Consider the following 24,159-nt stretch of genomic DNA (forward strand, 5'->3'; position numbering starts at 1 on the left):
ATCGAGAGTGGGGTGAGGCCGGCCGGCTCGATAATCGTCAGACTTGCGTCAAATAGCGTTGCGCCACGGCGGATTGCCTGATTTGCGACAAAAGGCCCTGACGTGCGGTTTGCAGGGCATCCCAGCGCTCGCCTTCCTGCAGCGCGGGAATGGTCACCGGTTCGCGACGATCGAAGCCGACCAGCGCCGCATCGACCAAATCACCCACTTCCATGATTTCGCTCAAGGTATTGATGTCGATACCGGCGCGGTCCCAGATCTCTGTGCGGGTGGCGGCTGGCAATACGGCTTGCACGTAAACCCCCTGAGGCGAAAGCTCCAGGCTCAGGCCTTGGGAAAGGAACAGCACAAACGCCTTGGTCGCCCCATAGACCGACATGCCGAACTCCGGTGCCAGCCCCACCACGGAGCCGATATTGATGATCGCGCCTTCACCTGCTTTGGCCAGGCGTGGTGCGATGGCGCTGGCCAACCGCACCAGCGCGGTGGTGTTGAGGGCCACCAGTTGCGCAACGCTATCCGTGCTTTGCTCGATGAACGTGCCGGACTGTGCGGCGCCGGCATTGTTGACGAGGATGCCAATGCGCGCGTCATCACGCAGGCGCGCTTCGACGGTGTGCAGGTCGCTGAGTTGAGTCAGGTCGGCCTGAAGCACTTCAATGGCGACGCTGTGTTCGCCACGCAACGTCGCAGCCAGCGTTTCCAGGCGCGAATGGTCGCGGGCGACCAACACCAGGTCGTGCCCGCGTTGGGCGAAACGCTCGGCGTAAACCGCGCCGATGCCAGTGGACGCGCCAGTGATGAGAACGGTAGGGCGAGTAGTCATGATGTGGGCTCTTGGTCTGGAATATGGATTGGGATTGCTGCAGCGATAACCCTGATTCGGTGGGCATGTCGCTGGCATTTAGGATGATGATCGAAATCTAAGCTGTCAACAGTTTTGATTATGATCAGCATCTATGTATGATCGGCTGATGAATTTCAGCGGTGCAGAGGTATCGAATATGCGAGTGTCCAAGGCCCAGGCCCAGGCAAATCGGGAGCACATCGTCGAAACAGCCTCAGAGGTGTTTCGCGAGCGCGGTTTTGATGGTGTCGGCGTGGCCGACCTGATGGCCGCCGCCGGTTTTACCCACGGCGGTTTCTACAAACATTTTGGCTCGAAGGCTGACCTGATGGCGCAAGCGTCGGCCAACAGTCTTGCGCAGTCATTGGCCAGCGCCGAAGCCATGAGCGTGAAGGATTTCATTGACGTGTACGTGTCCAGGGAGCATCGCGACGGGCGCTCCACGGGTTGCACCCTGGCAGCGTTGTGCGGTGACGCGGCGCGTCAGTCCACCGAGTTGAAATCGGCCTTCGCTGAAGGTATCGAGCACATGTTGCAAACGCTCGGTGAAAAATACCCGACCGGGCCGGATGCGGCGCCGGGGGAGGCGAGGGTGAAGATGATCGACCTGCTGGCGCGCGCGGTCGGTGCGATCATGTTGTCGCGCGCCTGCCCTGACGACTCGGCGTTGGCCGATGAAATTCTGGCGGTGTGTCACACGCAAATGAGCGAATCATTACCTACTCAGTCGTAGGCTCATGCCTTTCATAAACAGCTGTTTGCCCAATTGCCCTGAACTAAGGGCCAGTACTGACCTGTGGCGAGCGGGCTTGCCCCGCGCTGGGCGGCGAAGCCGCCCCAATAGCCTCACCCCGTTCTGCCAGATATACCAAGGTGGCTGGTTTTGGGGTTGCTACGCAACCCTGCGGGGGACAAGCCCCCTAGCCACAGGGGGGTGAACAGCTGGCTTTTCGTGGCGAGCGGGCTTGCCCCGCGCTGGGTGGCGAAGCCGCCCCAATAGCCTCACCTCGTTCTGCCAGATATACCGGGATGGCTGGTTTTGGGGCTGCGTTGCAGCCCAACAGGGACGAGCCCCCTCGCCACAGGGGGTGAACAGCTGGCTTTTCGTGGCGAGCGGGCTTGCCCCGCGCTGGGTGGCGAAGCCGCCCCAATAGCCTCACCCAGCTCCGCCAGATACACCGAGGTGGCTGTTTTCGGGGCTGCTGCGCAGTCCAGCGGGGGGCCCCCTCTTCGCAACTCGGCATCGGCCAACACGTATCAAGACGTGTCGCCATGCAGCCGGTGGCCCGCCGCCTGATGCCCGGCCTAGTGCGCATTATCAAGCCGCAATCAGCCCACCATACCTCCAGGGTATCCCTTTAGACCTTATCCATATTGGACGCTCGCCACGCCACGCCTCAGCCTGAGGCCAATAACTATAAAGAGGCGCACCATGACCGTGCTATTGAGTGAGCGCAGCCAGATTTTCCAGGGTGCCGATGCCTATGTCGTGTCGGATTACGTCAACCAGCATGTGGGCAGCCACTGTATTCGCCTGCCGCCCAAGGGCCGGCCCATGGCGAGTATCAGCCACCGGACTTTTTCCAGCCTGGACCTGTGCCGTATCAGCTACGGCGCGCCGGTGCAGGTCACGTCGGTGGCGCTGGAAACCATTTACCACCTGCAGATCCTGCTGACAGGCCACTGCCGCTCCAATTCCCGGGGTGAGGTGCTTATCTTCGGGCCGGGCGAGATCTTGCTGATCAATCCCGATGACCCGGTGGACCTGACCTATTCCGCCGATTGCGAGAAATTCATCATCAAGTTGCCGGTGCGCCTGCTGGAAAACGCTTGCCTGGCGCAGCACTGGACACTGCCCCAAGCGGGTATCCGGTTTGCCGCGGCGCGCCACGCGTTGAGTGAAATGGACGGCTTCCTACAGTTGCTCGGGTTGATCTGCCACGAAGCGGAAAACGCCGCCGAGCCGCAAGTACAAGGCCTTTACGAGCGGATCGTGGCCAATAAGCTGTTGGCGCTGCTGACCAGTAACGTGTTGCGGGTGGTGCCCCAGGTGGGCCAAGGCGGCGGCTTCGAGGCGGTGCGCGAGTTTATCGAGGAGCACTTGAGCGAAGACATCAGCGTCGAGCAACTGATGGCCGTGGCCAAGGTCAGCGAGCGTTCGCTGTATAGCCTGTTCGAGCGTCAGGTCGGCCTTTCGCCCCGTGACTATATGCGCCGGCGCAAGTTGGAACGGGTGCATGCGCGCCTGCAACTGACCAGCGCGCGTAGCGTGACCGAGGTGGCGCTGGACCATGGCTTTGTGCACTTGGGGCGTTTTTCCGAGGCCTATCGCAAACGCTTTGGCGAGCTGCCTTCGCAGACCTGGAAGCGCCATCGCTGAGCCGCTTGCGCCAGCCGGATACAGGTTTGCAGGAAGTGGATATTGGGGCAGGGGACGAACACGTACGGTGAGGGCGCCTGATACAAGAACAACGGAGGGCCTGCCCCATGACCAGTACACTCGACCGCCTCGCCGTACAACTGCGCGAGTCCGTCCAGGAAGACCCCGCGACCGGGGTGTTTCGCTGCCGCCGCGACATTTTTACCGACCCCGACCTGTTTGCCCTCGAGATCAAGCACATCTTCGAAGGCGGTTGGATCTACCTGGCCCATGAAAGCCAAGTAGCCGAGATCAACGACTACTACACCACCTGGATCGGCCGCCAACCGGTGGTCATCACCCGCGACCAGCAGGGCATCCTGCATGGCCTGGTCAACGCCTGTGCCCACCGTGGCGCCATGCTGTGCCGGCGCAAACAGGGGAACAAAGGCTCATTCACCTGCCCATTCCACGGCTGGACGTTCAGCAACGCCGGCAAGCTGCTCAAGGTCAAGGACGGGAAGACCGGTGCCTACCCGGACAGCTTCGACTGCGAGGGTTCCCACGACCTCAAGCGCCTGGCGCGCTTTGAAAACTACCGCGGCTTTTTGTTCGGCAGCCTCAGCGAGGCGGTGCCGGAACTGAGCGATTACCTGGGCGAAACCCGAGTCATCATCGACCAGATGGTCGACCAGGCGCCCCTGGGCCTGGAGGTGCTGCGCGGCAGTTCGTCCTATGTCTACGACGGCAACTGGAAGCTGCAGATCGAGAACGGCGCCGATGGCTACCACGTCAGCTCCGTGCACTGGAACTACTCGGCAACCATGGGCCGGCGCAATTACGAGGCCGAAGGCACGCGCACCGTCGATGCCAATGGCTGGTCGAAAAGCCTGGGCGGGGTCTACGCCTTCGATCATGGGCATATCCTGCTGTGGACGCGCCTGCTCAACCCCGAGGTGCGGCCGGTACATGCCCACCGCGCGGCATTGGCCGAACGCCTGGGCCAGGAACGCGCCGACTTTATCGTCGACCAGACCCGCAATCTGTGCCTTTACCCCAATGTGTACCTGATGGACCAGTTCTCCACGCAGATCCGCGTGGTGCGGCCGCTGGCGGTGGACAAAACCGAGGTGACGATCTATTGCATGGCGCCGATTGGCGAAAGCCCCCAGGAGCGGGCGACGCGGATCCGTCAGTACGAAGACTTCTTCAACGTCAGCGGCATGGGCACTCCAGATGACCTGGAAGAGTTCCGTGCCTGCCAGACCGGCTACCAGGGCGCGAGCACCTTGTGGAATGACCTGAGCCGGGGTGCCAAGCAGTGGGTCGAGGGGGCGGACGACAACGCCAGGGCCATGGGCATGCAGCCGCAACTGAGCGGGGTGAAGACCGAAGACGAAGGCTTGTTCGTACGCCAGCATGCGCATTGGGCCCAGAGCCTGCAGCGCGCGATCGAGCGTGAACAGCAAGGCCTGATCGCCAGCGACCGGGAGGTGCAGCCATGAGCCTGTCCCGTGAGCGCCTGCTGGACTTTCTCTACCGCGAAGCCCGCCTGCTGGATGACCGCCAGTGGGATGAATGGCTGGCGTGTTATTCCCCCAAGGCGCAGTTCTGGATGCCCGCCTGGGATGACTACGACACCCTCACCGAAGATCCGCACAGCGAAATCTCGCTGATCTTCTACCCCAGCCGTGACGGCCTGGAAGACCGCATCTTCCGCATCAAGACCGAGCGCTCCAGCGCCAGCACGCCCGAGCCACGCACCGTGCACATGCTGTGCAACCTCGAAGTGCTGGCCGACGATGGTGCCCAGGTCGAGCTGCGCTTCAATTGGCACACCCTCAGCCACCGCTACAAGACCACCGACAGCTACTTCGGCACCTCGTTCTATGCCTTGGATATACGCGGCGAGCAGCCGCTGATCACGCGCAAGAAGGTGGTGCTGAAAAACGATTACATCCACCAGGTCATCGACATCTACCACATCTGAGGACACCGCCATGACGTATGCCATTGCCCTGAACTTCGAAGATGGGGTGACCCGCTTCATCGACTGCAAGGTGGGAGAGAAGGTGCTCGACGCCGCCTTTCGCCAACGCATCAACCTGCCCATGGATTGCTCGGATGGCGTCTGCGGCACCTGCAAATGCCGCTGTGAAACCGGCGCCTACGACTTGGGCGACGACTATATCGAAGACGCCCTGAGCGCGGACGAAGCCCAGGAGCGCCAAGTACTGACCTGCCAGATGGTGCCGCAGTCCGATTGCGTGATTGCCGTGCCCGTGCCGTCCAGTGCATGCAAGACCGGCACTACGCAGTTCGTCGCGACGCTGGCCGGCATCACCCGCCACGCCGATGCCGCACTGCAGGTGAGTTTCGAACTGGATCAGGCTCCGGTGTTTCTCCCAGGCCAGTACGTGAATATCGGCGTGCCCGACAGCGGGCAGACGCGCGCCTATTCATTCAGCAGCCGCCCTGGCGACACCCACGCCAGTTTCCTGATCAAGCATGTACCGGGCGGGTTGATGAGCGGCTGGCTGGAGCGTGCCCAGCCGGGCGATAGCGTAGCGATGACCGGGCCGTTGGGCAGTTTTTACCTGCGTGAGGTGCAGCGGCCGCTGCTGCTATTGGCCGGCGGCACCGGCCTGGCACCGTTTCTGTCGATGCTTGAAGTGCTGGCCCTGCGCGGGGAAACCCGGCCGATCACGCTGATCTACGGCGTGACCCGGGATCAGGACCTGGTGCTGGTCAAGGCCCTGGAGTCCTTCGCCGGGCGGTTGCCCAACCTCACGCTTGTCACCTGCGTGGCCGACCCGCAGACCGCGCACCCGCGCCAGGGCTATGTCACCCAGCATATGGCCAGCGACGTTCTCAATGGCGGCGATGTGGACGTTTACCTGTGCGGGCCGCCGCCGATGGTTGATGCGGTGCGCCAGTACTTCAAGCAGTTGGGTGTGACCCCGGCCTGTTTTCATTACGAGAAATTTACCCCCAACGTTGTCGCCAGCTCTGATGCGGCCTGAGGAAATCAGCATGACTCCACGTTTTGACTCCAAGGTTGCGCTGGTCACCGGCGCCGCCCAGGGTATCGGCCGGCGCGTTGCCGAACGGTTGCTTGAGGAGGGCGCCCGGGTGGTCGCCGTCGATCGCTCGGAACTGGTGCACGAGTTGCAGCACGCCCGGCTGCTGGCCCTGACCGCCGACCTTGAGCAGCATGCCGAGTGTGCCGAGGTAATGGCCGCCGCCAAGGTACGGTTTGGGCGCATCGACATTCTGATCAACAACGTCGGCGGGACCCTCTGGGCGAAGCCCTTTGAGTACTACGAGGTGGCGCAAATCGAAGCCGAAGTGCGCCGCTCGCTGTTCCCCACCCTGTGGTGCTGCCATTGCGTGCTGCCCTACATGCTGGAGCAGGGCAGCGGTGCCATCGTCAATGTGTCTTCGGTCGCCACGCGCGGGATCAATCGCGTGCCCTATGGCGCGGCCAAGGGCGGGGTGAATGCCCTGACCGCCTGCCTGGCCCTGGAAACCGCTGGCAGTGGCATTCGCGTCAACGCCACCGCGCCCGGTGGCACCGAGGCACCGCCGCGGCGCATCCCGCGCAATAACCAGCCGCAGAGCGAGCAGGAGCGCGTGTGGTACCAGCAGGTCGTCGACCAGACCCTGGATAGCAGCCTGATGAAGCGCTACGCCAACATCGACGAACAAGTGGGCGCAATCCTGTTCCTGGCCTCTGACGAAGCCTCCTATATCACCGGCGTGACCTTGCCGGTAGGCGGTGGCGACCTCGGCTGATTCGCGTTTTACCTGCAGACATTGACGCACAACACCAAGCGGGCAGGGCGTCAGGCCCTGCTCGCTTGTGTGCGCCCCGGACCGGATTCAGCGGCCCCTGACCAGCCATAACGATCCCCAGCTGCCGAAGGGCAACCAGGTTATATCGCCGACAAATGTGTCGGCCAGTTGAGCGGGTTCAGATTCCAGGAGTTCCAGATTCCCCAGGACTCCGGCGGTTACGAACGAGAGGGTATTCACATCACCGAGATCGAATAGACCAGAAAGTCCCTGTGATGATGTCAGTGAGAGTTCACCGTAGGGACCATTCATGCTGACGGCGGGGCTGGGCAGCGCTTTTGCCCAGAAGCGTTCAAACCCCCGGCCCAGGCTGGACTGCTTCAGGGGGCTGATCAGCGCTTTGGACGCCTTGCTGATGAGGTTCCTGGCGGCTGCCGGGAAAGACCGTCCCAGGTAGGCGGTTAACTGCGCCGTTTTGCCCGCCACGGTGGCCAGTCCGCCTAACGCTCCGGTGCCCAATGACACCCAAGCCAGGATGCTGGACGCCTCGGGGGCGGTGTCTCTGACAATCAATGAGGCAATGCCGGTGACGAGAGAAGACGCGGCAAGTCCCACAAGGGCGGCCGTCATCAACAGCGAGGTGCCGCCGGTCAAATAGGTGGTGGATTTTTTATCCTCTCCCTTGCGCGTGGCGCCCGTAACGATGAACCCGACGCTTGATCCTCAACCCCTGTGCAGCCCGACCACCGGCAATGATGCGGTCACGGTCACTTCGCCACCGCCGACATCAGCAACTTGCGAATTTCCCCGGTAATCGCACTTTTGGTGCCTTGCTCCAGAATCCCTACCCGGCGTACCGCCAGGTCCCCCGGCAGCGGCAATACGCGCAGGCTGGGGTCTTTGTGCCAGTCAAAGTTCTTCAGCAGCGGTACGATCGCCACGCCGACTTGCTGGCGCACCAGGTCGGCGATGCCGATGATCGAGTTCAGCTCGAGGATTTCCAACGGTTCGACCGATTCACTCTTGATGATCGACTGCACCTTGCGGCCTACGGCGGTGGAGCGGTCATAGCGAATGAACGGCTGGGTCCTGAGCAATTCCACGGCGTCGTCGATACCGGAGGTTTGCGCGGTGTTGGCGAGCATGACGATGGGCTCGTTGTAGAGCAGGGTCCAGCTCAACCCGTCGAAGTTCTGCCGCGCCGTCTCGATCAGCAATGCCGCGTCGAGCTTGCCGGCGTGGACCAGGCTGACCACTTCTTCGGAGCGGGCGGTCATCAGGTTGACCGATATGCGCGGGTGCAGCTTTTTCAGTTGCACCAGGCAATTGGCGAGCAGGCCCATGCCGGAGGTAATGCCGCCGATGGACACTTCACCCTCCATGGCCATGTCATCGGGGGCCTCGGCAATCATTTGCTCGTAGTCCGCCAACAGGCGCTTGGCCTTGGGCAGCAACAACACGCCATCGCGGCTCAGCTTGACCTGTCTTTGGCTGCGGTCGAACAGCGGTCGGCGCATCTCTTCTTCGAGGGCACGCATTTGCTGGCCAACGGCGGCGTTGGTGAGGGCCACACGGTCGGCGGCGGCGGCAAAACTGCCGTACTCGGCGACGGCGATAAACGTCTTGAAGAAACGAATGTTGCTCATGGGCAGGACCGTGTTCATGGGGGTGACTGCATGGTAAAGGTTTTGTTTACTCTGGCTAAAGTTAAATTAGTTTTTCTTTTTATAGTGCTCGACCAATACTCAAGTCCGAACTGACTCGGCGAACTTTCCAAATGAGCAATCCAGATATCAGCCCTGAAGACGCAGCATTACGTGCGGCAAAAAACGTGTATCACCTCGGCGCGACCACCGTGTACTCCCACCCTGGGGACAGCCGGTTTGCCTACACCCTTTACGTGCCTGAAGCCATCGAGGACAGCGCCCGGCCAGTAGACCTGGTGGTCTCGCTGCACGGCTCGACCCGTGCGATGGAGATTTACCGCAATGGCTTCGCGGAATTTGGCCGCTGGAACGATTGTGTGATCCTGTCGCCGCTGTTCCCGGTCGGCGTGCTGGGCGACGGCAATGGTGATGGCTACAAGCAGATAGTCGAAGGCGATATCCGTTACGACCAAGTACTACTGGACATGATTGCCAGCGTTGGCAAGCGCTACGGTCGCAGCTTCGAGACCTTTGCACTGTTCGGCTATTCCGGTGGTGGGCAATTCACCCATCGCTTCTGCTACCTGCACCCCGAAAAGCTCTGGGCGGCGTCCATCGGCGCGCCGGGCTCGGTGACCCTGCTCGATGCCGATCAGGACTGGTGGGTCGGCGTGCGGGACTTTGCCACGCGTTTTGGCAAACCGTTGAACCTGCCAGCCTTGCAGCGATTGCCCGTGCATATGGTGGTAGGTGATTCGGACCTCGAAACCTGGGAAATTACCCACCGTGAAGGCGGCAAACACTTCATGGCCGGTGCCAACGCTGCCGGGCGTACGCGCCCCGAGCGCCTGGCTACCTTGAAGGCCAGCTTCGAGGCTGCCGGTGTGCAGGTGCATTTCGACTTGCTGCCCAACGTCGCGCACCAGGGCATCAAGGCCATGCCGGCTGCCCAGGATTTTTTCGCCAAGGTGTTGCGCCACAAGCGCAGCCTGGGCTGATACACCGCAAGTGATGCACTCAGAACAGACCGCATAACAATAACCAAGGATTCACTCATTCTGATGCCGGTCCTGCCTTGGCTCCCGCCACTGACCGGAAAATTCCTTCAAGGAGTCTTTCTCCCGTGAATAGTTACGTAAAGACGGCATTGGCCGTCGTAATGTCGGCGTGCACCGTCTCCATGGCCGTTGCCCAGGACAAGGTCATCAGCGTCGGGCTCAACGGTGATATCCGCAGCACCGACCCAGGCGTCAACCGTGACGACAACACCGACGCGGTGATGATGCATATCGTCGAAGGATTGGTGGCGTACCGTGAAGACACCAGCATCGCCCCGATGCTCGCCAGCGCGGTTGACGTGTCGGCGGATGGCCTGCGCTACACCTTTACCCTGCGTGACGGCGTGCACTTTCACAACGGCCAGCTATTGACGGCCAAGGACGTGCAATGGACCTGGCAGCGCTACCTGGACCCCAAGACCCAATGGCGTTGCCTGGCAGAGTTCGATGGGCGCGGTGCGGCCAAGATCGTTGATATCGCCAGCCCCGACCCGAAAACCGTGGTATTCACCCTGGATCAGGCCAATGGCTTGTTCCTGGCCGCCATGGCCCGCCCCGATTGCGCGGGCAGCGGCATCCTGCATCCAGACTCCCTGGCCGCCGATGGCAGTTGGCGCGCACCGATTGGCACCGGCCCGTTCACCCTGGGCAAGTGGCAGAAGGGCCAGTACGTCGAATTGGATCGCTTCGAGCAATACACCCCACGTGCCGAAGACAAGGCGGATGGTTACACCGGCAACAAGCAGGCGTTTGTCGACACCGTGCGGTTTGAGGTGATCCCCGATTCGGCCTCGGCCAAGGCAGCGTTGCTGTCGGGTGGCGTGGACCTGCTGCCGGACGTGACCGCAATGGATGCCGCACAACTCAAGCAGGTCAAGAACCTGCAGATCCAGGTCAGCCCGATCATGACCATCAGCGGGCTGCTGTTCCAGACCCGCGACCCGCTGCTCAAGGACGTGCGCATCCGTCGCGCGGTGGCGTTGTCCCTGGATTACGCGCAGATGGTGGCGGCGTTGTCCGATGGTTTGTCGGTGGTCAACAACTCAATCATTCCCACGGCGAGCCCGTACTACGACAGCACCGCGCACCAGGGTTATACCTACAACCTCGACGAGGCCCGGCGCCTGTTGAAGGAAGCCGGCTACCGCGGTGAAAAAATCCGCATGCTGGTCAACAAGCGCTACCCGCAGATGTTCGACATGGGCTTGCTCAGCCAGGCCATGACCCAGGCGGCAGGGCTGAACATCGAGATGGAAACCCTGGAGTGGGGCACACAGTTGGAGCGTTACCAGACCGGTAGCTACCAGATGATGTCGTTCTCCTACTCGGGACGTTTCGATGCGGCGCAAAGCTACGAATCGGTGATCGGCGACAAGGCCAAGGAACCGCGTAAGGTCTGGGACAACCCCCAAGCCCTGGCCATCTTGCGTGAGGCCCAGCGTGAAGTTGACCCCGCCAAGCGCCAGCCACTGTTCGACCAGCTGCACACGCTGATGCTCAAGGATGTACCCATGGTGGTTATCTATAACGGCACGGCCATCGGCGCCATGGGCAAGCGCGTCGAGGGGTATCGTTCCTGGCCTGTTGCCAAGCCGCGCCTGTGGGGCGTGAAGCTGCTCGACACTTCCAAGTAAGGCGTAGCGCTATGTTTCGATTCATATTGCACAGGCTCGGCATGGCGGTGCCGACCCTGTTGCTGATCTCGGTGATTGTGTTTGCCTTGATCCGCCTGATCCCCGGCGACCCGGCACTCTTGATGCTCGGCGACATGGCCGACCCGCAAAGCCTGGCCGATATGCGCAGCAGCCTGGGGCTTGACCACTCGGTGGTGACCCAGTACCTGATCTGGATCAAGTCGGTGCTCAGTGGCGACCTCGGCGTGTCCATCAGCAGCCGCCAGCCGGTGTTGGAGTTGCTGCTCGAGCGCTTCAGCGTCAGTGCGACCGTGGTGCTGGTGGCGGTATTGCTGGCGACCCTGCTTGCAGTGCCGGTGGGCTTGCTCGCAGCCTGGAAGCAAAACAGCGCCATGGACCTGGGCCTGGTGGCGACGGCAACGTTGTTGCTGTCGGTACCCAGCTTCTGGTTGGGTTTGTTGCTGCTGTATGTCTTCGGCATTCAATTGGGCTGGTTGCCGGTGATCGGTTACGTCGGCTTTGCCACCGACCCGATGAAAGCGCTGACCTATGTGGTACTGCCGATCATCACCCTGACGCTGGTGGAGTTCGGTGCCATTGCCCGGATGGCACGGGCCAGCACCATTGAGGTGCTACGCCTGGAGTACATCGCCCATGCCCGGGCCAAAGGGTTGTCGGAAGGCGCGGTGCTGTGCAGGCACGCCTTGCGCAACGCGTTTGCACCGACCTGGACCCTGATTGGCCTGATCCTTGGCAACTTGCTGGGCGGCATTGCGGTGCTGGAAACGGTGTTCACCCTGCCAGGTATCGGCCGATTGATGGTCGATGCGATTTTCTCCCGTGACTACCCGGTGTTGCAGGGTTGCCTGCTGCTGGTTACCTGCATCTATGTGGTGGTCAACCTGTTGGTGGATCTGCTGTATCCGCTGTTCGATCCAAGGGTGAAGCTATGAACCTCAAGACTCCTGCCTTGTCCAGCGTGGCGGCGATCCCGCCTCGGCGGCGCCGGCGTTACCCGCCGCTGAACGCCCTGATCGGCACCAGCCTGCTCGCGGCACTGGTGTTGTTGGCATTGCTCGGCGTGGTGTGGACGCCTTACGACCCGCTCAAACTGGACCTGCTCTCACGCCTGCACGCACCGAGCGCTGTGCATTGGCTGGGCACCGACGAATTTGGCCGTGATGTGTTCAGCCGGCTGATCATCGGTGCACGTACCAGCCTGTGGATCAGCCTGCTCTCGGTCAGCGTAGCGGTGATCTGCGGCACGCTGATCGGCATGCTCGCCGGTTACCTGCGCGGCTGGACCGACCGGGTGCTGATGATGCTCAACGATGCGTTGCTGGCGTTCCCCGGCATCCTTATGGCCCTGGGCATCATGGCAATTGTCGGCGCCAGCCAGTACGGCATCGTGCTCGCCCTGGGTATCGCCTACACCCCTTCGGTGGTGCGAGTGGTACGTGGCAGCGTGCTGTCGCTGCGTGAGTTGGAGTTCATCGAGGCTTCGCGGGTGATCGGCAACTCCGAGCTGTACACCATGTTCCGTCACATCACCCCCAACTGCCTGGCGCCGCTGTGTGTCTTGGCCACCAGCATGTTTGGCTGGGCGTTGCTCTCGGAGAGTGCCCTGAGTTTCCTCGGCCTTGGGGTTCCACCGCCGGCCGCGACCTGGGGCAGCATGCTCTCGGCCAGCCGCACTTACATCTCGACGGCGCCGTGGCTGGGGATCTTCCCGGGCATCTTTATCAGCCTGACGTTGCTGGCTATCAATCTGTTCGGCGATGCCTTGCGTGATCGTCTCGACCCGCGCATGAGGAAATGAGCATGAGCGCTCCAGTGCCTTTACTGGCCGTTGAAAATCTACAGATTCGCGTCGGCGTGGATGGTCCGCTGGCCGTCGACGACTTCAGCTTCACCATGGCCCCCGGCGAAATCGTCGCCCTGGTGGGCGAGTCGGGCAGCGGCAAGACCATGGCCGCCCGCGCTGCCATTGGCTTGCTGCCGGCACCAATGCAGGTGTGCGGTGGGCGCATCGTCTTCCAGGGCCAGGCGCTGGACAGCAGCAATGCCAAGGCCATGCGTGAAGTGCGGGGTGCGCGGATCGGCATGGTGTTCCAGGAGCCGATGGTCTCGCTCAACCCCGCGCTGACCATTGGCCGGCAGATGAGCGAGGCACTCAAACTGCATACCACGCTGGATGCGCCGACGATCCATGAGCGCTGCATCGCCATGCTGCAACGCATTGGCATCAAGGACGCCGAAAAGTGCCTGGCGTCCTACCCGCACCAATTCTCCGGTGGCATGCGCCAACGCATCATGCTCGCCTCGGTGATGTTGCTGCGCCCGGCGCTGCTGATTGCCGACGAACCGACCACGGCCCTGGATTGCCTGGCGCAACTGGACGTAATCGAGTTGATGCTGGAACTGACCCGCGAGCAGGGCACCGCGATTCTGTTTATCAGCCACGACCTGTCTCTGGTGGCGCGTTATGCCCACAAAGTCGTGGTGATGCGTTCGGGCAAGGCGGTAGAGCAGGGCCGTATCGAAGACATCCTCTTTGCCCCCAAGGCCGAATACACCCGGCAATTGCTCGAGGCGCTGCCACGGCGCGGGCAACTGGTGCCACTGCCGGCGGCCGACAGCGCTTTGTTGCAGGTCCGCGATGTGTGTATCGAACACCCGGGGCCGCGCAGTTTCTGGGGGCGCAGCGTGCCCAAGCGCGTGGTGCACTCGGTGAACCTGAGTATCGCGCCGGGTGAGACCCTGGCCCTGGTCGGTGGCAGCGGTTCGGGCAAGACCACCCTCGGGCGTGCGGTCGTCGGCTTGGTCAACCCCTGCGCAGGGGCGATCCTGTTCCAGGGCGTGGATATCCTCAAAGCCGCCAACCGGGCACACCGCCTGCAATGCCAGATGATCTTCCAGGACCCGTATTCGTCCCTCGACCCGCGTATGACTGTGGGCCAGATCCTCGCCGAGCCGCTGCGCCATGAACCCGCTCTGACGGCCGCGCAAAAGCGTCAGCGGGTCACCGAAACCCTGGTCGACGTGGGCTTGCCCGAACAGTTTCGCGAGCGTTTTGCCCACCAACTTTCCGGTGGTCAGCGCCAGCGTGTGGCGATTGGCCGGGCGTTGGTGCGCCGGCCCAAGTTGGTGATTGCCGACGAGCCGATTTCGGCACTGGACATGACCATCCAGAAGCAGATCCTCGAACTGTTCGAGCGCTTGCAACGCCAATACGGCTTTGCCTGCCTGTTCATTTCCCACGACCTCTCGGCGGTGGAACGCATCGCCCACCGCGTGGCGGTGATGAACCAGGGCGAGGTGGTCGAAATGGGCCCGCGTGACACGATTTTCGATGCCCCACAACACCCTTACACCCGTCGGCTACTGGCCGCGGCCAGCCCCTTGGAGAAACGTGCGGACGGCAGCTACCGCCTCCGTGCCAGCGTGATTTAGGTACTGCTGCACCCCAGGCCACGGCACTCAAACCCAACCCTTCGCAAATCGACGATTTGCGAAGCGGGCGAAGCCATGGCCGAAGAAAACAAAAACAACCCCACTCAACCTGTCTGCCAGGAACCTACACATGAATAACCGCATCAACAAAGTTGTCGCCAGTGCCAGCGTCATGGGCGCCGGTTTCATGCCCTTGTTTGCCCAGGCCGACTTCGTCGCCGACAGCAAAGCGGCGCTGGAGTTGAAGAACTACTACTTCAACCGCGACTACCGCGAGTCCAGCGGGCAGAACAAGCGTGCCGAATGGGCGCAGGGTTTTATCCTCAAGGTCGAATCGGGCTTTACCGACGGTACCGTGGGCTTTGGCCTGGACGCCGTAGGCATGTTGGGCATCAAACTCGATTCGAGCCCGGACAACTCCGGCACCGGGCTGCTGGCACGCTCGAGCATGGCCGAGCCAGGCTCCCCCAGCTACGCCCGCCGCGCCCATGACAACTACTCAAAGTTGGGCCTCACCGGTAAGGCGCGCCTGGCCAAAAGCGAGTTGCGCGTGGGTTACATGGTGCCTGACCTGCCGACGCTGCAGCCGAACCTGAGCCGCCTGTTTCCGCAGAGTTTCAGCGGTACCGCAGTCACCTCCAAGGACATCGACAAGCTGACACTGACCGCCGGCCAACTGGACCAGGTCAAGCAGCGCGACTCAACCCATTACGAGGATATGGGGCTTACCAGCCAGTACGGCGCCTACAAAAGCAGCGCCAAGAGCGATGAGTTCCGCTACGCCGGCGGCGAGTACGCACTTACGCCGACGACCTTTGTGACCTACCAGTTCGCGCAACTGGAAAGCCTGTACCAACAGCATTACCTGGGCTTGAAAAACAGCTTCAAGTGGGGCCCTGGCACGTTCAAGACCGATATCCGCTATTTCAGCGCCACTGAAGACGCTGCGGCCCTGGCCGGCAAGGTGGATAACCGGGCGTTGAGCACGCGCATCGGCTATAGCCTCAACGGCCACAACCTCAGCGGCGGCTATCAGGAACAGTACGGTTCGACGCCGTTCACCTATGTGGACGGCACCAACACCTACCTGTTCACCGAGTACCAACTGGCCAACTTCTCCCAGACCGGCGAGCGCGTGTGGCATGCCCGTTATGACTATGACTTCGCCTCGCTGGGCATTCCGGGCCTGCTGTTCTCGACCCGTTATGCCAAGGGCGACAACGCCAAGGTCATCGGCTTCAACGGCGAAGGACGCGAGTGGGAGAGGGACTTGAGCCTCGGCTATGTGGTGCAGAGCGGCACGTTCAAGGATGTCTCGCTGCGTTGGCAGAACGCTAGCGCCACGAGCAACTTCGCCCGTGACACCAACGAAAACAGAGTGATCCTGGGCTACACCGTGGCGCTCTGGTAGCGGTAATGGCGTGCAACAGCAACAGCCTGTTGCACGCCCAAGCAGTGGAAATGAGGGGATAGATCAGATGACGAGTTTGCCGTTGCGGCGGGCACTGCCCAGTCAACAACGCGTATCGGCGCGTGGCGTAAGTGATTTCATCGAAGCGGTGAACGCTGCGGACCTGGAGTTGCACAGCTTCATGCTGTACCGCGATGGCGCGGTGGTAGCTGAAGCGTTTTGGGCGCCTTATGGCGCCGAACGCCTGCATGTCCAGCATTCGGCGACCAAAAGCTGGGTGTCCATGGCCGTCGGGTTGTTGGTGGATGACGGCGCGCTGTCGTTGGACGCCAAGGTGGTGGATTTTTTTGCCGCCGATTGCCCGGCATCCATCAGCGCCAACCTGGCGGCCATGACGGTGCGGGATTTGCTGACCATGCGCACCGGCCATCGCCAGGGCATTTCTGGTGGCGCCTGGCGCGGGCGCAGTGACAGTTGGGTACGGTTGTTCCTCAATGAGCCGGTTGAAGACCCGCCAGGGCACCGGTTTATCTATAGCAGTGCGTCGAGCTTCATGCTCTCGGCGATTGTCAGCGTAGTCAGCGGCCAGACGGCGTTCGAGCTGTGCGACGCACGTATCTTCCAACCCATGGGCATGGGCCCCATCGAGTGGGACCTGGCTCCTGGTGGTTTCAACACCGGTGGCAATGGCCTCAGTTGCCGCACCGAAGACTTGCTCAAATTCGGTGTATTGCACTTGCAACACGGCAATTGGGAAGGTCAGCAATTACTGTCCCGGGAATGGGTGGCCGAAGCGACCCGTGGGCACGTCGATGATGTTTGGATGGGTGCTTTCGATGGCAAGCGCTACCTGAGCCGCGACGAGTCGAGCGACGCGGCTGTCACGCGCCGCGAAGGCTACGGCTACCAGTGGTGGATGACCCAGCACGGTGGGTATTACGCCTCCGGCGTGTTTGGCCAGCAGTGCATTGTGTTACCGCGCCATAACGCGGTGATTGCCTTTACCGCAGGCCTTGCCCTGGGCGAGCGGCGCTTGCACAGCCTGCTCTGGGAGCATCTTTTGCCGGCGCTGGACGTACCCAGCGAAGGCTTGGCGGATGCCGCGCTGGCGGCGCTGCTGGCCCATCAACAACGGCCGGTCATGTCTGGCGCCGCCAGTTCGCCGCGCCAGGCTGAATTCAATGGCACGTTTGCCATGCAGGCCAACGAAGACCAGGTCAGCGAAGTGCGGCTGGATTTCGGGCCTGAGCATTGTGACTTTTACCTCACCGACCCCCGTGGCACCCATTGCATCCGGGCCGGGCTGAGCGCCGGCATCGAAACCCAGACCAGCATGACCGGCCACTATCTGCATCACCAATACCAGCCGGCACTCACCCCGGTGGTGGCGCAGGCGCGCTGGACCGAAGACGGGGTGTTGAGCATGACCTGGCAGTTTGTCGAGACGGCGTTTTGTGATCGGGTCACCTGCCGTATCGAACACGGCACCTTGTACGTAGAACGCAGCGTCAACGTAAACGCAGGCCCGTTGCAGCGCCCGACGCTGACCGGCCATCCAACCCTCGCTTTGCAGGAGTCGCCATGAACGATCTTTCCAACCCTTCAGTTTCCGCGCGCGGCGCGTTCTGGGCGCCATTTACCCCGATGCGCCAGTTCCAGCAACAACCGATGATGTTCGCCAGCGCCGACGGTATGCACTACACCACCACTGATGGGCGCCGCGTACTCGACGCAATGGCGGGGCTCTGGTGCGTGAATGCCGGGCATGGCCAGCCAAAAATCGTCGAAGCCATTCGCGAAGCGGCGGGGCGCCTGGACTTTGTCTCGTCGTTCAAGATGAGCCACCCCCAGGCCCTGGAAATGGCCGAGCGCCTGATCGACATCAGCCCCGCCGGTATGGAGCAGGTGTTCTTCACCAACTCCGGTTCTGAAGCGGTGGATACCGCGCTGAAGATTGCGCGGGCCTATCACCAGGCGCGTGGTGATTGCCGTCGGACCAAATTTATCGGGCGTGCCAAGGGCTACCATGGCATGGGCTTCGGTGGGCTGTCGGTATCCGGTATCGGCCGCCAGAAACGTGACTTTGGCCCGCTGCTGGGGGAGGTCTCGCACCTGCCATTGCCCTATGACGCAAGCATGCGTTTCAGCGCCGGTCAGCCACAGCAGGGCGCCAGTTACGCTGATGCGCTGACACAACTGCTGGATATCCAGGACCCGAGCACAGTGGCCGCGGTGATTGTCGAGCCGGTGACCGGCTCCGGCGGGGTTTATGCGCCGCCCCAAGGCTATTTGCAACGCTTGCGCGAGATTTGCACACGGCACGGCGTGCTGTTGATTTTCGACGAGGTAATCACCGGCTTTGGCCGCGTCGGCGCGCCCTTTGCCGCGCAAGCCTTCGGCGTGCTGCCAGACCTGATCACCACCGCCAAGGGCCTGACCAACGGCGCCGTGCCCATGGGCGGCGTGCTGGTCAGTGGCGCGGTGTATGAAGCGTTCATGGCCGGGCCGCAGAATGTCATCGAACTGATGCACGGCTACACCTATTCAGCGCACCCATTGGCGTGTGCGGCCGGGTTGGCGACCCTGGAGGTGCATCGTGAATTGGGTATCAACCAGCACGTCAACGCGGTAAGTGGGCTGTGGCAGTCGACCGCACTCGCGCTGCAAGGTGTCGGCGCGGTGCTGGACGTCCGCGCGATCGGTCTGCTTTGCGCGGTGGAACTCGAGCCACGCCCAGGTTTCCCCGGCGCCCGTGGCAGCGAGGTCGCGCAGTGGTGCTTCGACAACGGGGTGCTGGTGCGCGGCTCGGGCGACACCATTGTGATTTCGCCGCCGCTGGTCATCAGCCCACAAGAGATCGCCCAGGTGTTCGACACCCTGGCGAGTGCCCTGAAACACGTCGCCTGAAGGGAGTCCAAGGGATGTCGGATCTGTTTGAGTTCTACATTGACGGTGCCTGGGTCAAGCCCCACGGCACGGCCGTTGAAACCGTGGTCAATCCGTCCACCGAGCAGGTGGTTGCGCGCATCATCCTTGGCGACAGCCACGATGTAGACCGCGCAGTCGGCGCGGCCAGGCAAGCATTTGCGGGGTTCGCCGCCAGTTCGCTGGAGGCGCGTATCGACCTGCTGCAACGCATCATCCAAGCCTACCAGCGCCACAGCGAAGCGCTGATCGAAGCGGTTCACCTGGAAATGGGCGCGCCGCTGTCCCTAGCCCGCAGCGCCCATGTGCCGGCAGGCCTGGGCCATCTGGTGCAGGCGTTGAATGTGTTGCGCGAGTACAGATTCGAGCGTCGTGTGGGCAATACGTTGGTGGTGCGCGAGCCGATTGGCGTGTGCGCCCTGATCACGCCCTGGAACTGGCCGCTCAATCAACTCACCTGCAAACTCGCCCCCGCGCTGGCCGTGGGTTGCACCGTGGTGCTCAAACCCAGTGAGCGGGCGCCGTTGTCAGCCAGGATCATTGCCCAGGTACTGCATGAGGCCGAGGTGCCAGCGGGGGTGTTCAACCTGGTCAACGGCGACGGGCCAGGGGTGGGTGCCGCATTGGCGCGCCATGCCGAGGTGGACATGGTGTCTTTTACCGGCTCAACCCGTGCCGGCGTTGCAGTGGCCAAGGCGGCGGCGGATACGGTCAAGCGTGTGTCCCAGGAACTGGGCGGCAAATCCGCGAATATCCTGCTCGACGATGCCGACCTGCCCAGCGCGGTGCGCCATGGGGTGTTGGGCTGCATGCGCAACAGCGGCCAATCGTGCAATGCACCTACGCGGCTGTTGGTGCCGCGTGCGCAGCAACAGGCGGTGATTGAGATCGCCCAGCAAGTACTCGCGCAGGTGTGCTACGACGACAGTAACCCGATCACCGCCATCGGCCCTCTAGCCAACGCCATGCAGTGGGAGCGGGTACAAGACATGATCGCCCAGGCCATCGCCGAAGGTTCGCGGTTGATCGCCGGGGGGCTGGGGCGGCCAGCAGGCGTTGAGCGTGGCTACTATGGGCAACCGACGCTATTTGCCGACGTCACCCCGCAGATGCTGGTGGCCCGCGAGGAAATCTTCGGCCCGGTCTTGGCAATCATCCCGTACGACAGCGAAGCCGAGGCAATCGCCATCGCGAACGACAGCCCCTACGGTTTGTCCGGTTACGTCACCTCGGCCGACCTCGAACGCAGCCGCCAAGTCGCGAGGCAACTGCGTACCGGCATGGTCCACCTCAACGGCGCCCGCGCCGACCAGGCCGCGCCGTTTGGCGGTTACAAACAGTCGGGCAACGGCCGCGAGTGGGGGGAGTCCGGGTTTGACGAGTATCTGGAGAGCAAGTCGCTGTTTGGCTACTGATTTCACCGCTGGCGAGGGGCGCTCAAGGAAGAGCGTTTATTGCTCGTACTACCGCATCGGCGATGGTCTTTGTAATAACGCGACGCTGAGCGTTGTCAATCATGGGGCTTAACCATGCAGGCAGGCTGTTGAGCATCGGCAAAATGGCTACGAGCGCTCCCTCGCGCAACGGCCCGCCAGGCTGATGGCCTAGCTGGCCGACCAATTTCATGAATTCTGCCTCATAGGCCAGCCTCAACCGCTCGACGCTTGCCTGCATCGGGGCGCCCAGACAATGGGCATCCCTGACTGCCAACGTGAAGTGTCCGGTCATGTGTTCATGCAGTTGAAGATGACCTTCGATCAGCTTCGTCAGACGTTGTGCGGGCGTCAATCTTCGCGTTTTGACCAGCTCGACAAGGGACAGCAACGCCTGGTACAGCTCCATCAACCATTCAAACAGCATTGCCTCCTTGCTCTCTACATGATGATAAATCGCTCCCGGGCTGATGCCGACATGCGACGCCAGTTCACGCATGCTGACCTGACTGAAACTACGCTCCTTGAACAACTCCAGGGCTCTGCGCTGAAACTCCGATCGGCTCAGCACAGGTACCATCCGCCCATGGGTCATGTGTCGAGTGCCTGCTGTTTGGCTATTTCCTGATTGCGCAGAATGAACCGCTGCAACTTGCCACTGGGGGTCTTGGGCAGTTGTTCGACGAACTCGATTTCCCGGGGGTACGCATGTGCGGCCAGGCGCTGTCGGACATGCAGACGCAGGACTTCCGCCAGTTCGGCGCTGGGCAGGTACTGACAGTTGAGCATGACAAACGCCTTGATGAGTTCGGTGCGTTGCGGGTCGGGCTTGCCGATCACCGCGGCTTCGACGACTGCTGGGTGTTCGATCAACGCACTTTCGACATCGAAAGGTCCGACGCGATAGCCGGACGTGGTGATCACGTCGTCGTTGCGGCCGACAAAACTGATACTGCCGTCGTCATTAAGCTCGACGATATCGCCGCTCAAATAATAGCGGTCGACAAACGCTTTGGTGGGCATGCCGTAGTAGCCATTGAACCAGCACAGGGGCGAGCGCTCACGATCCACCGCCAGCACGCCCGGCTGACCCGTCGGTAACTCCCGATGGGCATCATCGAGCACGACAATCCGGTACCCCGGCACCGTATAACCGGCTGAGCCCTCGCGTATCGCATGGCTTAGCCCGTGGTGGTTGCACAGCACCATGCCGATCTCGGTTTGGCCGTAATGATCATGAATGACCACGCCGAGCTGTTCGCTAAACCAACGAATGACTTGCGGGTTGAGCGGCTCGCCGGCGCTGCTGACGACACGCAGATGGCCGCGCACCGCGTCGGCGAACTCGGCCTGCGCAGCGATCAGCAGGCGATACGCTGTCGGCGAGCCGGCCAGGTTGCTGATCGCATACTTGGCAATGACTCGGCAGGTACTTTCGACACTGAACGGGCCATCATAGAAGAGGGTGGCCCGGCCGCACGCCAGTGGTCCGGTCACTGCGTAATAAAGGCCGTACGCCCAGCCAGGGTCGGCGAGGTTCCAAAAACGGTCGTCCTTGCGCAGGTCGATGGCGTCGCGCATATAGCCCTTGAACGCCAGGATGGCGCTTAAAGGCACCTCCAGGGGCTTGGCCGGCCCAGTAGTGCCCGAGGTGCACATCAGCAGGAAAGGAGCGTTGGCGTCCAGCAACTCAGGCGCGCAATCCGCTGGTTGGCGCTCCAATGCGCTCCAGAAGTCGTAGTCGCCGGGGCGCTGCGGCGCACCGTCGGTCACGATGATGGACGGGCAGTCAGTGACTTCGTCCAGCTTGGGGCGGTTTTGGGCGTCGGTCACTATCCAGCGCGCCTCGGAGCAGCCCAATCGCTGCTCGATGGCCTTGGGACCGAAGGCGGTGAAGAGCGGCTGGTAGACCGCGCCGATGCGCCAGGTGCCCAGAATGGCAATCAACAGTTCAACCGTGCGTGGCATCAGGCCCGCGACACGGTCTCCCGGGCGCACCCCTTGCTCTCGCAGAAAATTGCCAAAGCGCGCAGCGTGTACCTGCAGCTCGCTGAAGGTGTGGTGCGTGGCACGGCCATCCCGGGTTTCGCAGTACAACGCCACGGCATCCCCGTGGGCGTGCCGGTCGCAGCATTCGATGCACGCGTTCAAGGCATCCAGCTCGCCGTGCAAGTCCTGGGCGGCCAGTTGCAGATAGTCGAAGGAGGTCACTGCTGAGTCGTAATCGCGCATAACATACCTGATTGTTTTTGTTGAAATATGCTCTGCACCCGCGCCCATCGCGCAGGTGTCCGGGTGTGGCTAGCTGTCCATCATTTCGGCCGCTTGCTGGGTCGCCTGGCTGGTCCGGGTGGCCAGTTTGCGTACTTCATCTGCGACCACCGCAAACCCGCGCCCGGCGTCGCCGGCCCGTGCGGCCTCGATGGCGGCGTTCAACGCCAACAGGTTGGTCTGGCTGGCAATGCCCTGGATGGTGGAGACGATCTGCGTCAGCTTGCTGAGGGTTTCCTGCATCATCCGATGCTGCTGTGCCTGCGCCTCGCGCATCGTGCTTTCTTCATGGTGGGCATGGATATCGGTGATGGCGCCCACCACCCGTTGCGGGGACCCGTCCTGGGCACGGCGCGTTTGCCCACGGCCGCGAAACCAGCGGTAAGTGCCATTTTTGTGCTTGAGTCGATAGTCCACATCGAACGGCGTTTTACCGCTGCGGTCGTCGACGTGTGCCACAAACGCCGCAATGGCCCGTGCGCTGTCGTCGGGATGCAAGCGCGAGGTCCAGCTCTCCAGGGTGTTAGGAAACTCCTCGACGGTGTTGCACCCCAGTAACCGGCGCATTTGTGAAGACCACCAAATGGTGTTTTTCGGGTTCGCCGGGTCGCCGGCCACCACCTCGATGTCCCAGAGCCCGTCATGCAGCATTTCCCGGGAGATATCGAAACGTGTGGCGGCCAGTTCGAGCGCTTCGTTGTGCAGGTGCTCTTCATGCACGTCACGCACGCTTCCGCCGATGGCCAGCGCCACGCCTTGCGCGTCGCGTCTTGAAGCACCGCTGATCCTGCACCAGCGATAGTCACCACCTGTTGCAGGCTTCATCCTTGCGAGCAGCGTAAAGGGGGGGCGTTCGCTGCGATCGGCCAGGTGCCTGGCGAGCGCCTCCAAGTGCGGTTGCCGGTCAGCCGGATGCAACCGTTCGCTCCAACTCCCCAGTTGATCTGGGCCTTCGCCCGTCCACGTCAGCGCAGATTCCGGCGCAGGTGCACCAGCCCCATTCAGCTCCAATGACCAAAACCGTTCGCCTGCGCCGTGGCTTATCAGCGCCCAATGCGCCTGCGCTTGGCGCAATGCCTTGTCGCTACCAGCGAGGCGCTCCTCCAGTTGACTGATTTGCAAGGTCTGCGCCCGGGCCTGCTCCTTGAGGTCCCGTCGCTCTTGCAGCAGGTGCTCGACGCTTGCCAGGATGGGGCGCAACAAGGGGTTGCTTGATGATAAAGGCGTGCTCGCCTTGTCAGGCTGCTCCAGCCTGTCTGCGAGTGACGCCAGAACCCAGCGGGTGGTTCGGCTAAAAAAAAGCATGGAACACCTCTTTCACGGTCAA

General features: G+C 62.1%; 20 protein-coding genes and 2 pseudogenes. 15 read left to right on the plus strand and 7 right to left on the minus strand.

Features of this window, described 5'->3' with window-relative positions; all coding sequences use genetic code 11:
* Positions 1-37 precede the first annotated feature (37 nt).
* Positions 38-826 (minus strand): SDR family NAD(P)-dependent oxidoreductase, encoded by a 789-nt coding sequence (locus JTY93_RS12500; RefSeq protein ID WP_154905860.1) that lies wholly within the window; start codon positions 824-826, stop codon positions 38-40.
* 178 nt (positions 827-1,004) lie between these two features.
* On the opposite strand from JTY93_RS12500, the gene JTY93_RS12505 reads away from it, so the two are divergent.
* The 6 genes from JTY93_RS12505 (at position 1,005) to JTY93_RS12530 (ending at position 7,001) form a co-directional block, all read left to right on the plus strand.
* On the plus strand, positions 1,005-1,580 hold the full coding sequence (locus tag JTY93_RS12505; protein WP_205477441.1) for a TetR/AcrR family transcriptional regulator: 576 nt from the start codon (positions 1,005-1,007) through the stop codon (positions 1,578-1,580).
* 699 nt (positions 1,581-2,279) lie between these two features.
* Entirely contained in the window at positions 2,280-3,227 is a 948-nt protein-coding gene (locus JTY93_RS12510) for an AraC family transcriptional regulator (protein ID WP_205477571.1), read from the plus strand.
* A 107-nt stretch (positions 3,228-3,334) separates the two neighbouring features.
* The gene (locus JTY93_RS12515; protein ID WP_205477572.1) at positions 3,335-4,711 is read left to right on the plus strand and encodes a Rieske 2Fe-2S domain-containing protein; all 1,377 of its coding nucleotides are present in this window, start codon (positions 3,335-3,337) and stop codon (positions 4,709-4,711) included.
* On the plus strand, positions 4,708-5,196 hold the full coding sequence (benB, locus tag JTY93_RS12520) for a benzoate 1,2-dioxygenase small subunit (RefSeq protein WP_169871501.1): 489 nt from the start codon (positions 4,708-4,710) through the stop codon (positions 5,194-5,196). Before JTY93_RS12515 ends, benB begins: the two co-directional genes overlap by 4 nt.
* Positions 5,197-5,206: 10 nt before the next feature.
* Positions 5,207-6,229, plus strand: coding sequence for a benzoate 1,2-dioxygenase electron transfer component BenC (gene benC, locus JTY93_RS12525; protein ID WP_205477573.1), 1,023 nt, complete (start codon positions 5,207-5,209; stop codon positions 6,227-6,229).
* A 10-nt stretch (positions 6,230-6,239) separates the two neighbouring features.
* Positions 6,240-7,001 (plus strand): 1,6-dihydroxycyclohexa-2,4-diene-1-carboxylate dehydrogenase, encoded by a 762-nt coding sequence (locus JTY93_RS12530; protein WP_205477574.1) that lies wholly within the window; start codon positions 6,240-6,242, stop codon positions 6,999-7,001.
* A gap of 87 nt (positions 7,002-7,088) precedes the next feature.
* On the opposite strand, the gene JTY93_RS12535 is transcribed toward JTY93_RS12530, so the two are convergent.
* Both JTY93_RS12535 and JTY93_RS12540 read right to left on the minus strand, forming a co-directional pair.
* Positions 7,089-7,655, minus strand: a complete 567-nt coding sequence (locus tag JTY93_RS12535; protein ID WP_205477575.1) for an apolipoprotein L family protein — start codon at positions 7,653-7,655, stop codon at positions 7,089-7,091.
* Between the two features lie 113 nt (positions 7,656-7,768).
* Positions 7,769-8,647 carry a LysR family transcriptional regulator gene (locus JTY93_RS12540; protein ID WP_205477576.1) on the minus strand — a complete coding sequence of 293 codons (879 nt, stop codon included), beginning with the start codon at positions 8,645-8,647 and terminating at the stop codon, positions 7,769-7,771.
* Positions 8,648-8,778: 131 nt separating this feature from the next.
* On the opposite strand from JTY93_RS12540, the gene JTY93_RS12545 reads away from it, so the two are divergent.
* The 9 genes from JTY93_RS12545 to JTY93_RS12585 all read left to right on the plus strand — a co-directional run bounded on the left by JTY93_RS12545 (position 8,779) and on the right by JTY93_RS12585 (position 20,543).
* The gene (locus tag JTY93_RS12545; protein WP_205477577.1) at positions 8,779-9,645 is read left to right on the plus strand and encodes an alpha/beta hydrolase family protein; all 867 of its coding nucleotides are present in this window, start codon (positions 8,779-8,781) and stop codon (positions 9,643-9,645) included.
* Positions 9,646-9,770: 125 nt separating this feature from the next.
* On the plus strand, positions 9,771-11,339 hold the full coding sequence (locus JTY93_RS12550) for an ABC transporter substrate-binding protein (protein ID WP_205477578.1): 1,569 nt from the start codon (positions 9,771-9,773) through the stop codon (positions 11,337-11,339).
* An 11-nt stretch (positions 11,340-11,350) separates the two neighbouring features.
* Positions 11,351-12,292 (plus strand): ABC transporter permease, encoded by a 942-nt coding sequence (locus tag JTY93_RS12555; RefSeq protein WP_169997442.1) that lies wholly within the window; start codon positions 11,351-11,353, stop codon positions 12,290-12,292.
* Entirely contained in the window at positions 12,289-13,158 is an 870-nt protein-coding gene (locus JTY93_RS12560) for an ABC transporter permease (RefSeq protein WP_205477579.1), read from the plus strand. The genes JTY93_RS12555 and JTY93_RS12560 overlap by 4 nt, the downstream gene beginning before the upstream one ends.
* A gap of 2 nt (positions 13,159-13,160) precedes the next feature.
* On the plus strand, positions 13,161-14,792 hold the full coding sequence (locus tag JTY93_RS12565; protein ID WP_205477580.1) for an ABC transporter ATP-binding protein: 1,632 nt from the start codon (positions 13,161-13,163) through the stop codon (positions 14,790-14,792).
* Between the two features lie 130 nt (positions 14,793-14,922).
* Positions 14,923-16,203: an OprD family porin gene (locus JTY93_RS12570; protein WP_205477581.1), complete on the plus strand. Its 1,281-nt coding sequence runs from the start codon at positions 14,923-14,925 to the stop codon at positions 16,201-16,203.
* A gap of 67 nt (positions 16,204-16,270) precedes the next feature.
* Positions 16,271-17,788 carry a serine hydrolase domain-containing protein gene (locus tag JTY93_RS12575; protein ID WP_205477582.1) on the plus strand — a complete coding sequence of 506 codons (1,518 nt, stop codon included), beginning with the start codon at positions 16,271-16,273 and terminating at the stop codon, positions 17,786-17,788.
* Positions 17,785-19,110 carry an omega-aminotransferase AptA gene (gene aptA / locus JTY93_RS12580; RefSeq protein ID WP_154905869.1) on the plus strand — a complete coding sequence of 442 codons (1,326 nt, stop codon included), beginning with the start codon at positions 17,785-17,787 and terminating at the stop codon, positions 19,108-19,110. Before JTY93_RS12575 ends, aptA begins: the two co-directional genes overlap by 4 nt.
* 14 nt (positions 19,111-19,124) lie before the next feature.
* Positions 19,125-20,543, plus strand: coding sequence for an aldehyde dehydrogenase family protein (locus tag JTY93_RS12585; RefSeq protein ID WP_205477583.1), 1,419 nt, complete (start codon positions 19,125-19,127; stop codon positions 20,541-20,543).
* Positions 20,544-20,565: 22 nt separating this feature from the next.
* Here the strand turns inward: JTY93_RS12585 and JTY93_RS12590 are convergent, their stop codons facing one another.
* The 4 genes and pseudogenes from JTY93_RS12590 to JTY93_RS29575 form a co-directional block, all read right to left on the minus strand.
* On the minus strand, positions 20,566-21,156 hold the full coding sequence (locus JTY93_RS12590; RefSeq protein ID WP_479560604.1) for a TetR/AcrR family transcriptional regulator: 591 nt from the start codon (positions 21,154-21,156) through the stop codon (positions 20,566-20,568).
* Positions 21,153-22,793, minus strand: a complete 1,641-nt coding sequence (locus tag JTY93_RS12595; protein ID WP_205477584.1) for an AMP-binding protein — start codon at positions 22,791-22,793, stop codon at positions 21,153-21,155. Before JTY93_RS12595 ends, JTY93_RS12590 begins: the two co-directional genes overlap by 4 nt.
* Positions 22,794-22,886: 93 nt before the next feature.
* Positions 22,887-23,156: pseudogene (locus tag JTY93_RS29935) on the minus strand (methyl-accepting chemotaxis protein); the annotation flags it as partial.
* Positions 23,157-23,204: 48 nt separating this feature from the next.
* Positions 23,205-24,137: pseudogene (locus JTY93_RS29575) on the minus strand (PAS domain-containing protein); the annotation flags it as partial.
* Between the last annotated feature and the right edge of the window lie 22 nt (positions 24,138-24,159).

Source organism: Pseudomonas hygromyciniae (genome assembly GCF_016925675.1).
Lineage (GTDB): Bacteria > Pseudomonadota > Gammaproteobacteria > Pseudomonadales > Pseudomonadaceae > Aquipseudomonas > Aquipseudomonas hygromyciniae.

Bases quoted from the DNA above. Each gene is read 5' to 3' on its own strand.
- JTY93_RS12500 (WP_154905860.1), bottom strand. From the start codon at position 826: ATGACTACTCGCCCTACCGTTCTCATCACTGGCGCGTCCACTGGCATC.
- JTY93_RS12505 (WP_205477441.1), top strand. From the start codon at position 1,005: ATGCGAGTGTCCAAGGCCCAGGCCCAGGCAAATCGGGAGCACATCGTC.
- JTY93_RS12510 (WP_205477571.1), top strand. From the start codon at position 2,280: ATGACCGTGCTATTGAGTGAGCGCAGCCAGATTTTCCAGGGTGCCGAT.
- JTY93_RS12515 (WP_205477572.1), top strand. From the start codon at position 3,335: ATGACCAGTACACTCGACCGCCTCGCCGTACAACTGCGCGAGTCCGTC.
- benB (WP_169871501.1), top strand. From the start codon at position 4,708: ATGAGCCTGTCCCGTGAGCGCCTGCTGGACTTTCTCTACCGCGAAGCC.
- benC (WP_205477573.1), top strand. From the start codon at position 5,207: ATGACGTATGCCATTGCCCTGAACTTCGAAGATGGGGTGACCCGCTTC.
- JTY93_RS12530 (WP_205477574.1), top strand. From the start codon at position 6,240: ATGACTCCACGTTTTGACTCCAAGGTTGCGCTGGTCACCGGCGCCGCC.
- JTY93_RS12540 (WP_205477576.1), bottom strand. From the start codon at position 8,647: ATGAGCAACATTCGTTTCTTCAAGACGTTTATCGCCGTCGCCGAGTAC.
- JTY93_RS12545 (WP_205477577.1), top strand. From the start codon at position 8,779: ATGAGCAATCCAGATATCAGCCCTGAAGACGCAGCATTACGTGCGGCA.
- JTY93_RS12555 (WP_169997442.1), top strand. From the start codon at position 11,351: ATGTTTCGATTCATATTGCACAGGCTCGGCATGGCGGTGCCGACCCTG.
- JTY93_RS12560 (WP_205477579.1), top strand. From the start codon at position 12,289: ATGAACCTCAAGACTCCTGCCTTGTCCAGCGTGGCGGCGATCCCGCCT.
- JTY93_RS12565 (WP_205477580.1), top strand. From the start codon at position 13,161: ATGAGCGCTCCAGTGCCTTTACTGGCCGTTGAAAATCTACAGATTCGC.
- JTY93_RS12570 (WP_205477581.1), top strand. From the start codon at position 14,923: ATGAATAACCGCATCAACAAAGTTGTCGCCAGTGCCAGCGTCATGGGC.
- JTY93_RS12575 (WP_205477582.1), top strand. From the start codon at position 16,271: ATGACGAGTTTGCCGTTGCGGCGGGCACTGCCCAGTCAACAACGCGTA.
- aptA (WP_154905869.1), top strand. From the start codon at position 17,785: ATGAACGATCTTTCCAACCCTTCAGTTTCCGCGCGCGGCGCGTTCTGG.
- JTY93_RS12585 (WP_205477583.1), top strand. From the start codon at position 19,125: ATGTCGGATCTGTTTGAGTTCTACATTGACGGTGCCTGGGTCAAGCCC.
- JTY93_RS12590 (WP_479560604.1), bottom strand. From the start codon at position 21,156: ATGACCCATGGGCGGATGGTACCTGTGCTGAGCCGATCGGAGTTTCAG.
- JTY93_RS12595 (WP_205477584.1), bottom strand. From the start codon at position 22,793: ATGCGCGATTACGACTCAGCAGTGACCTCCTTCGACTATCTGCAACTG.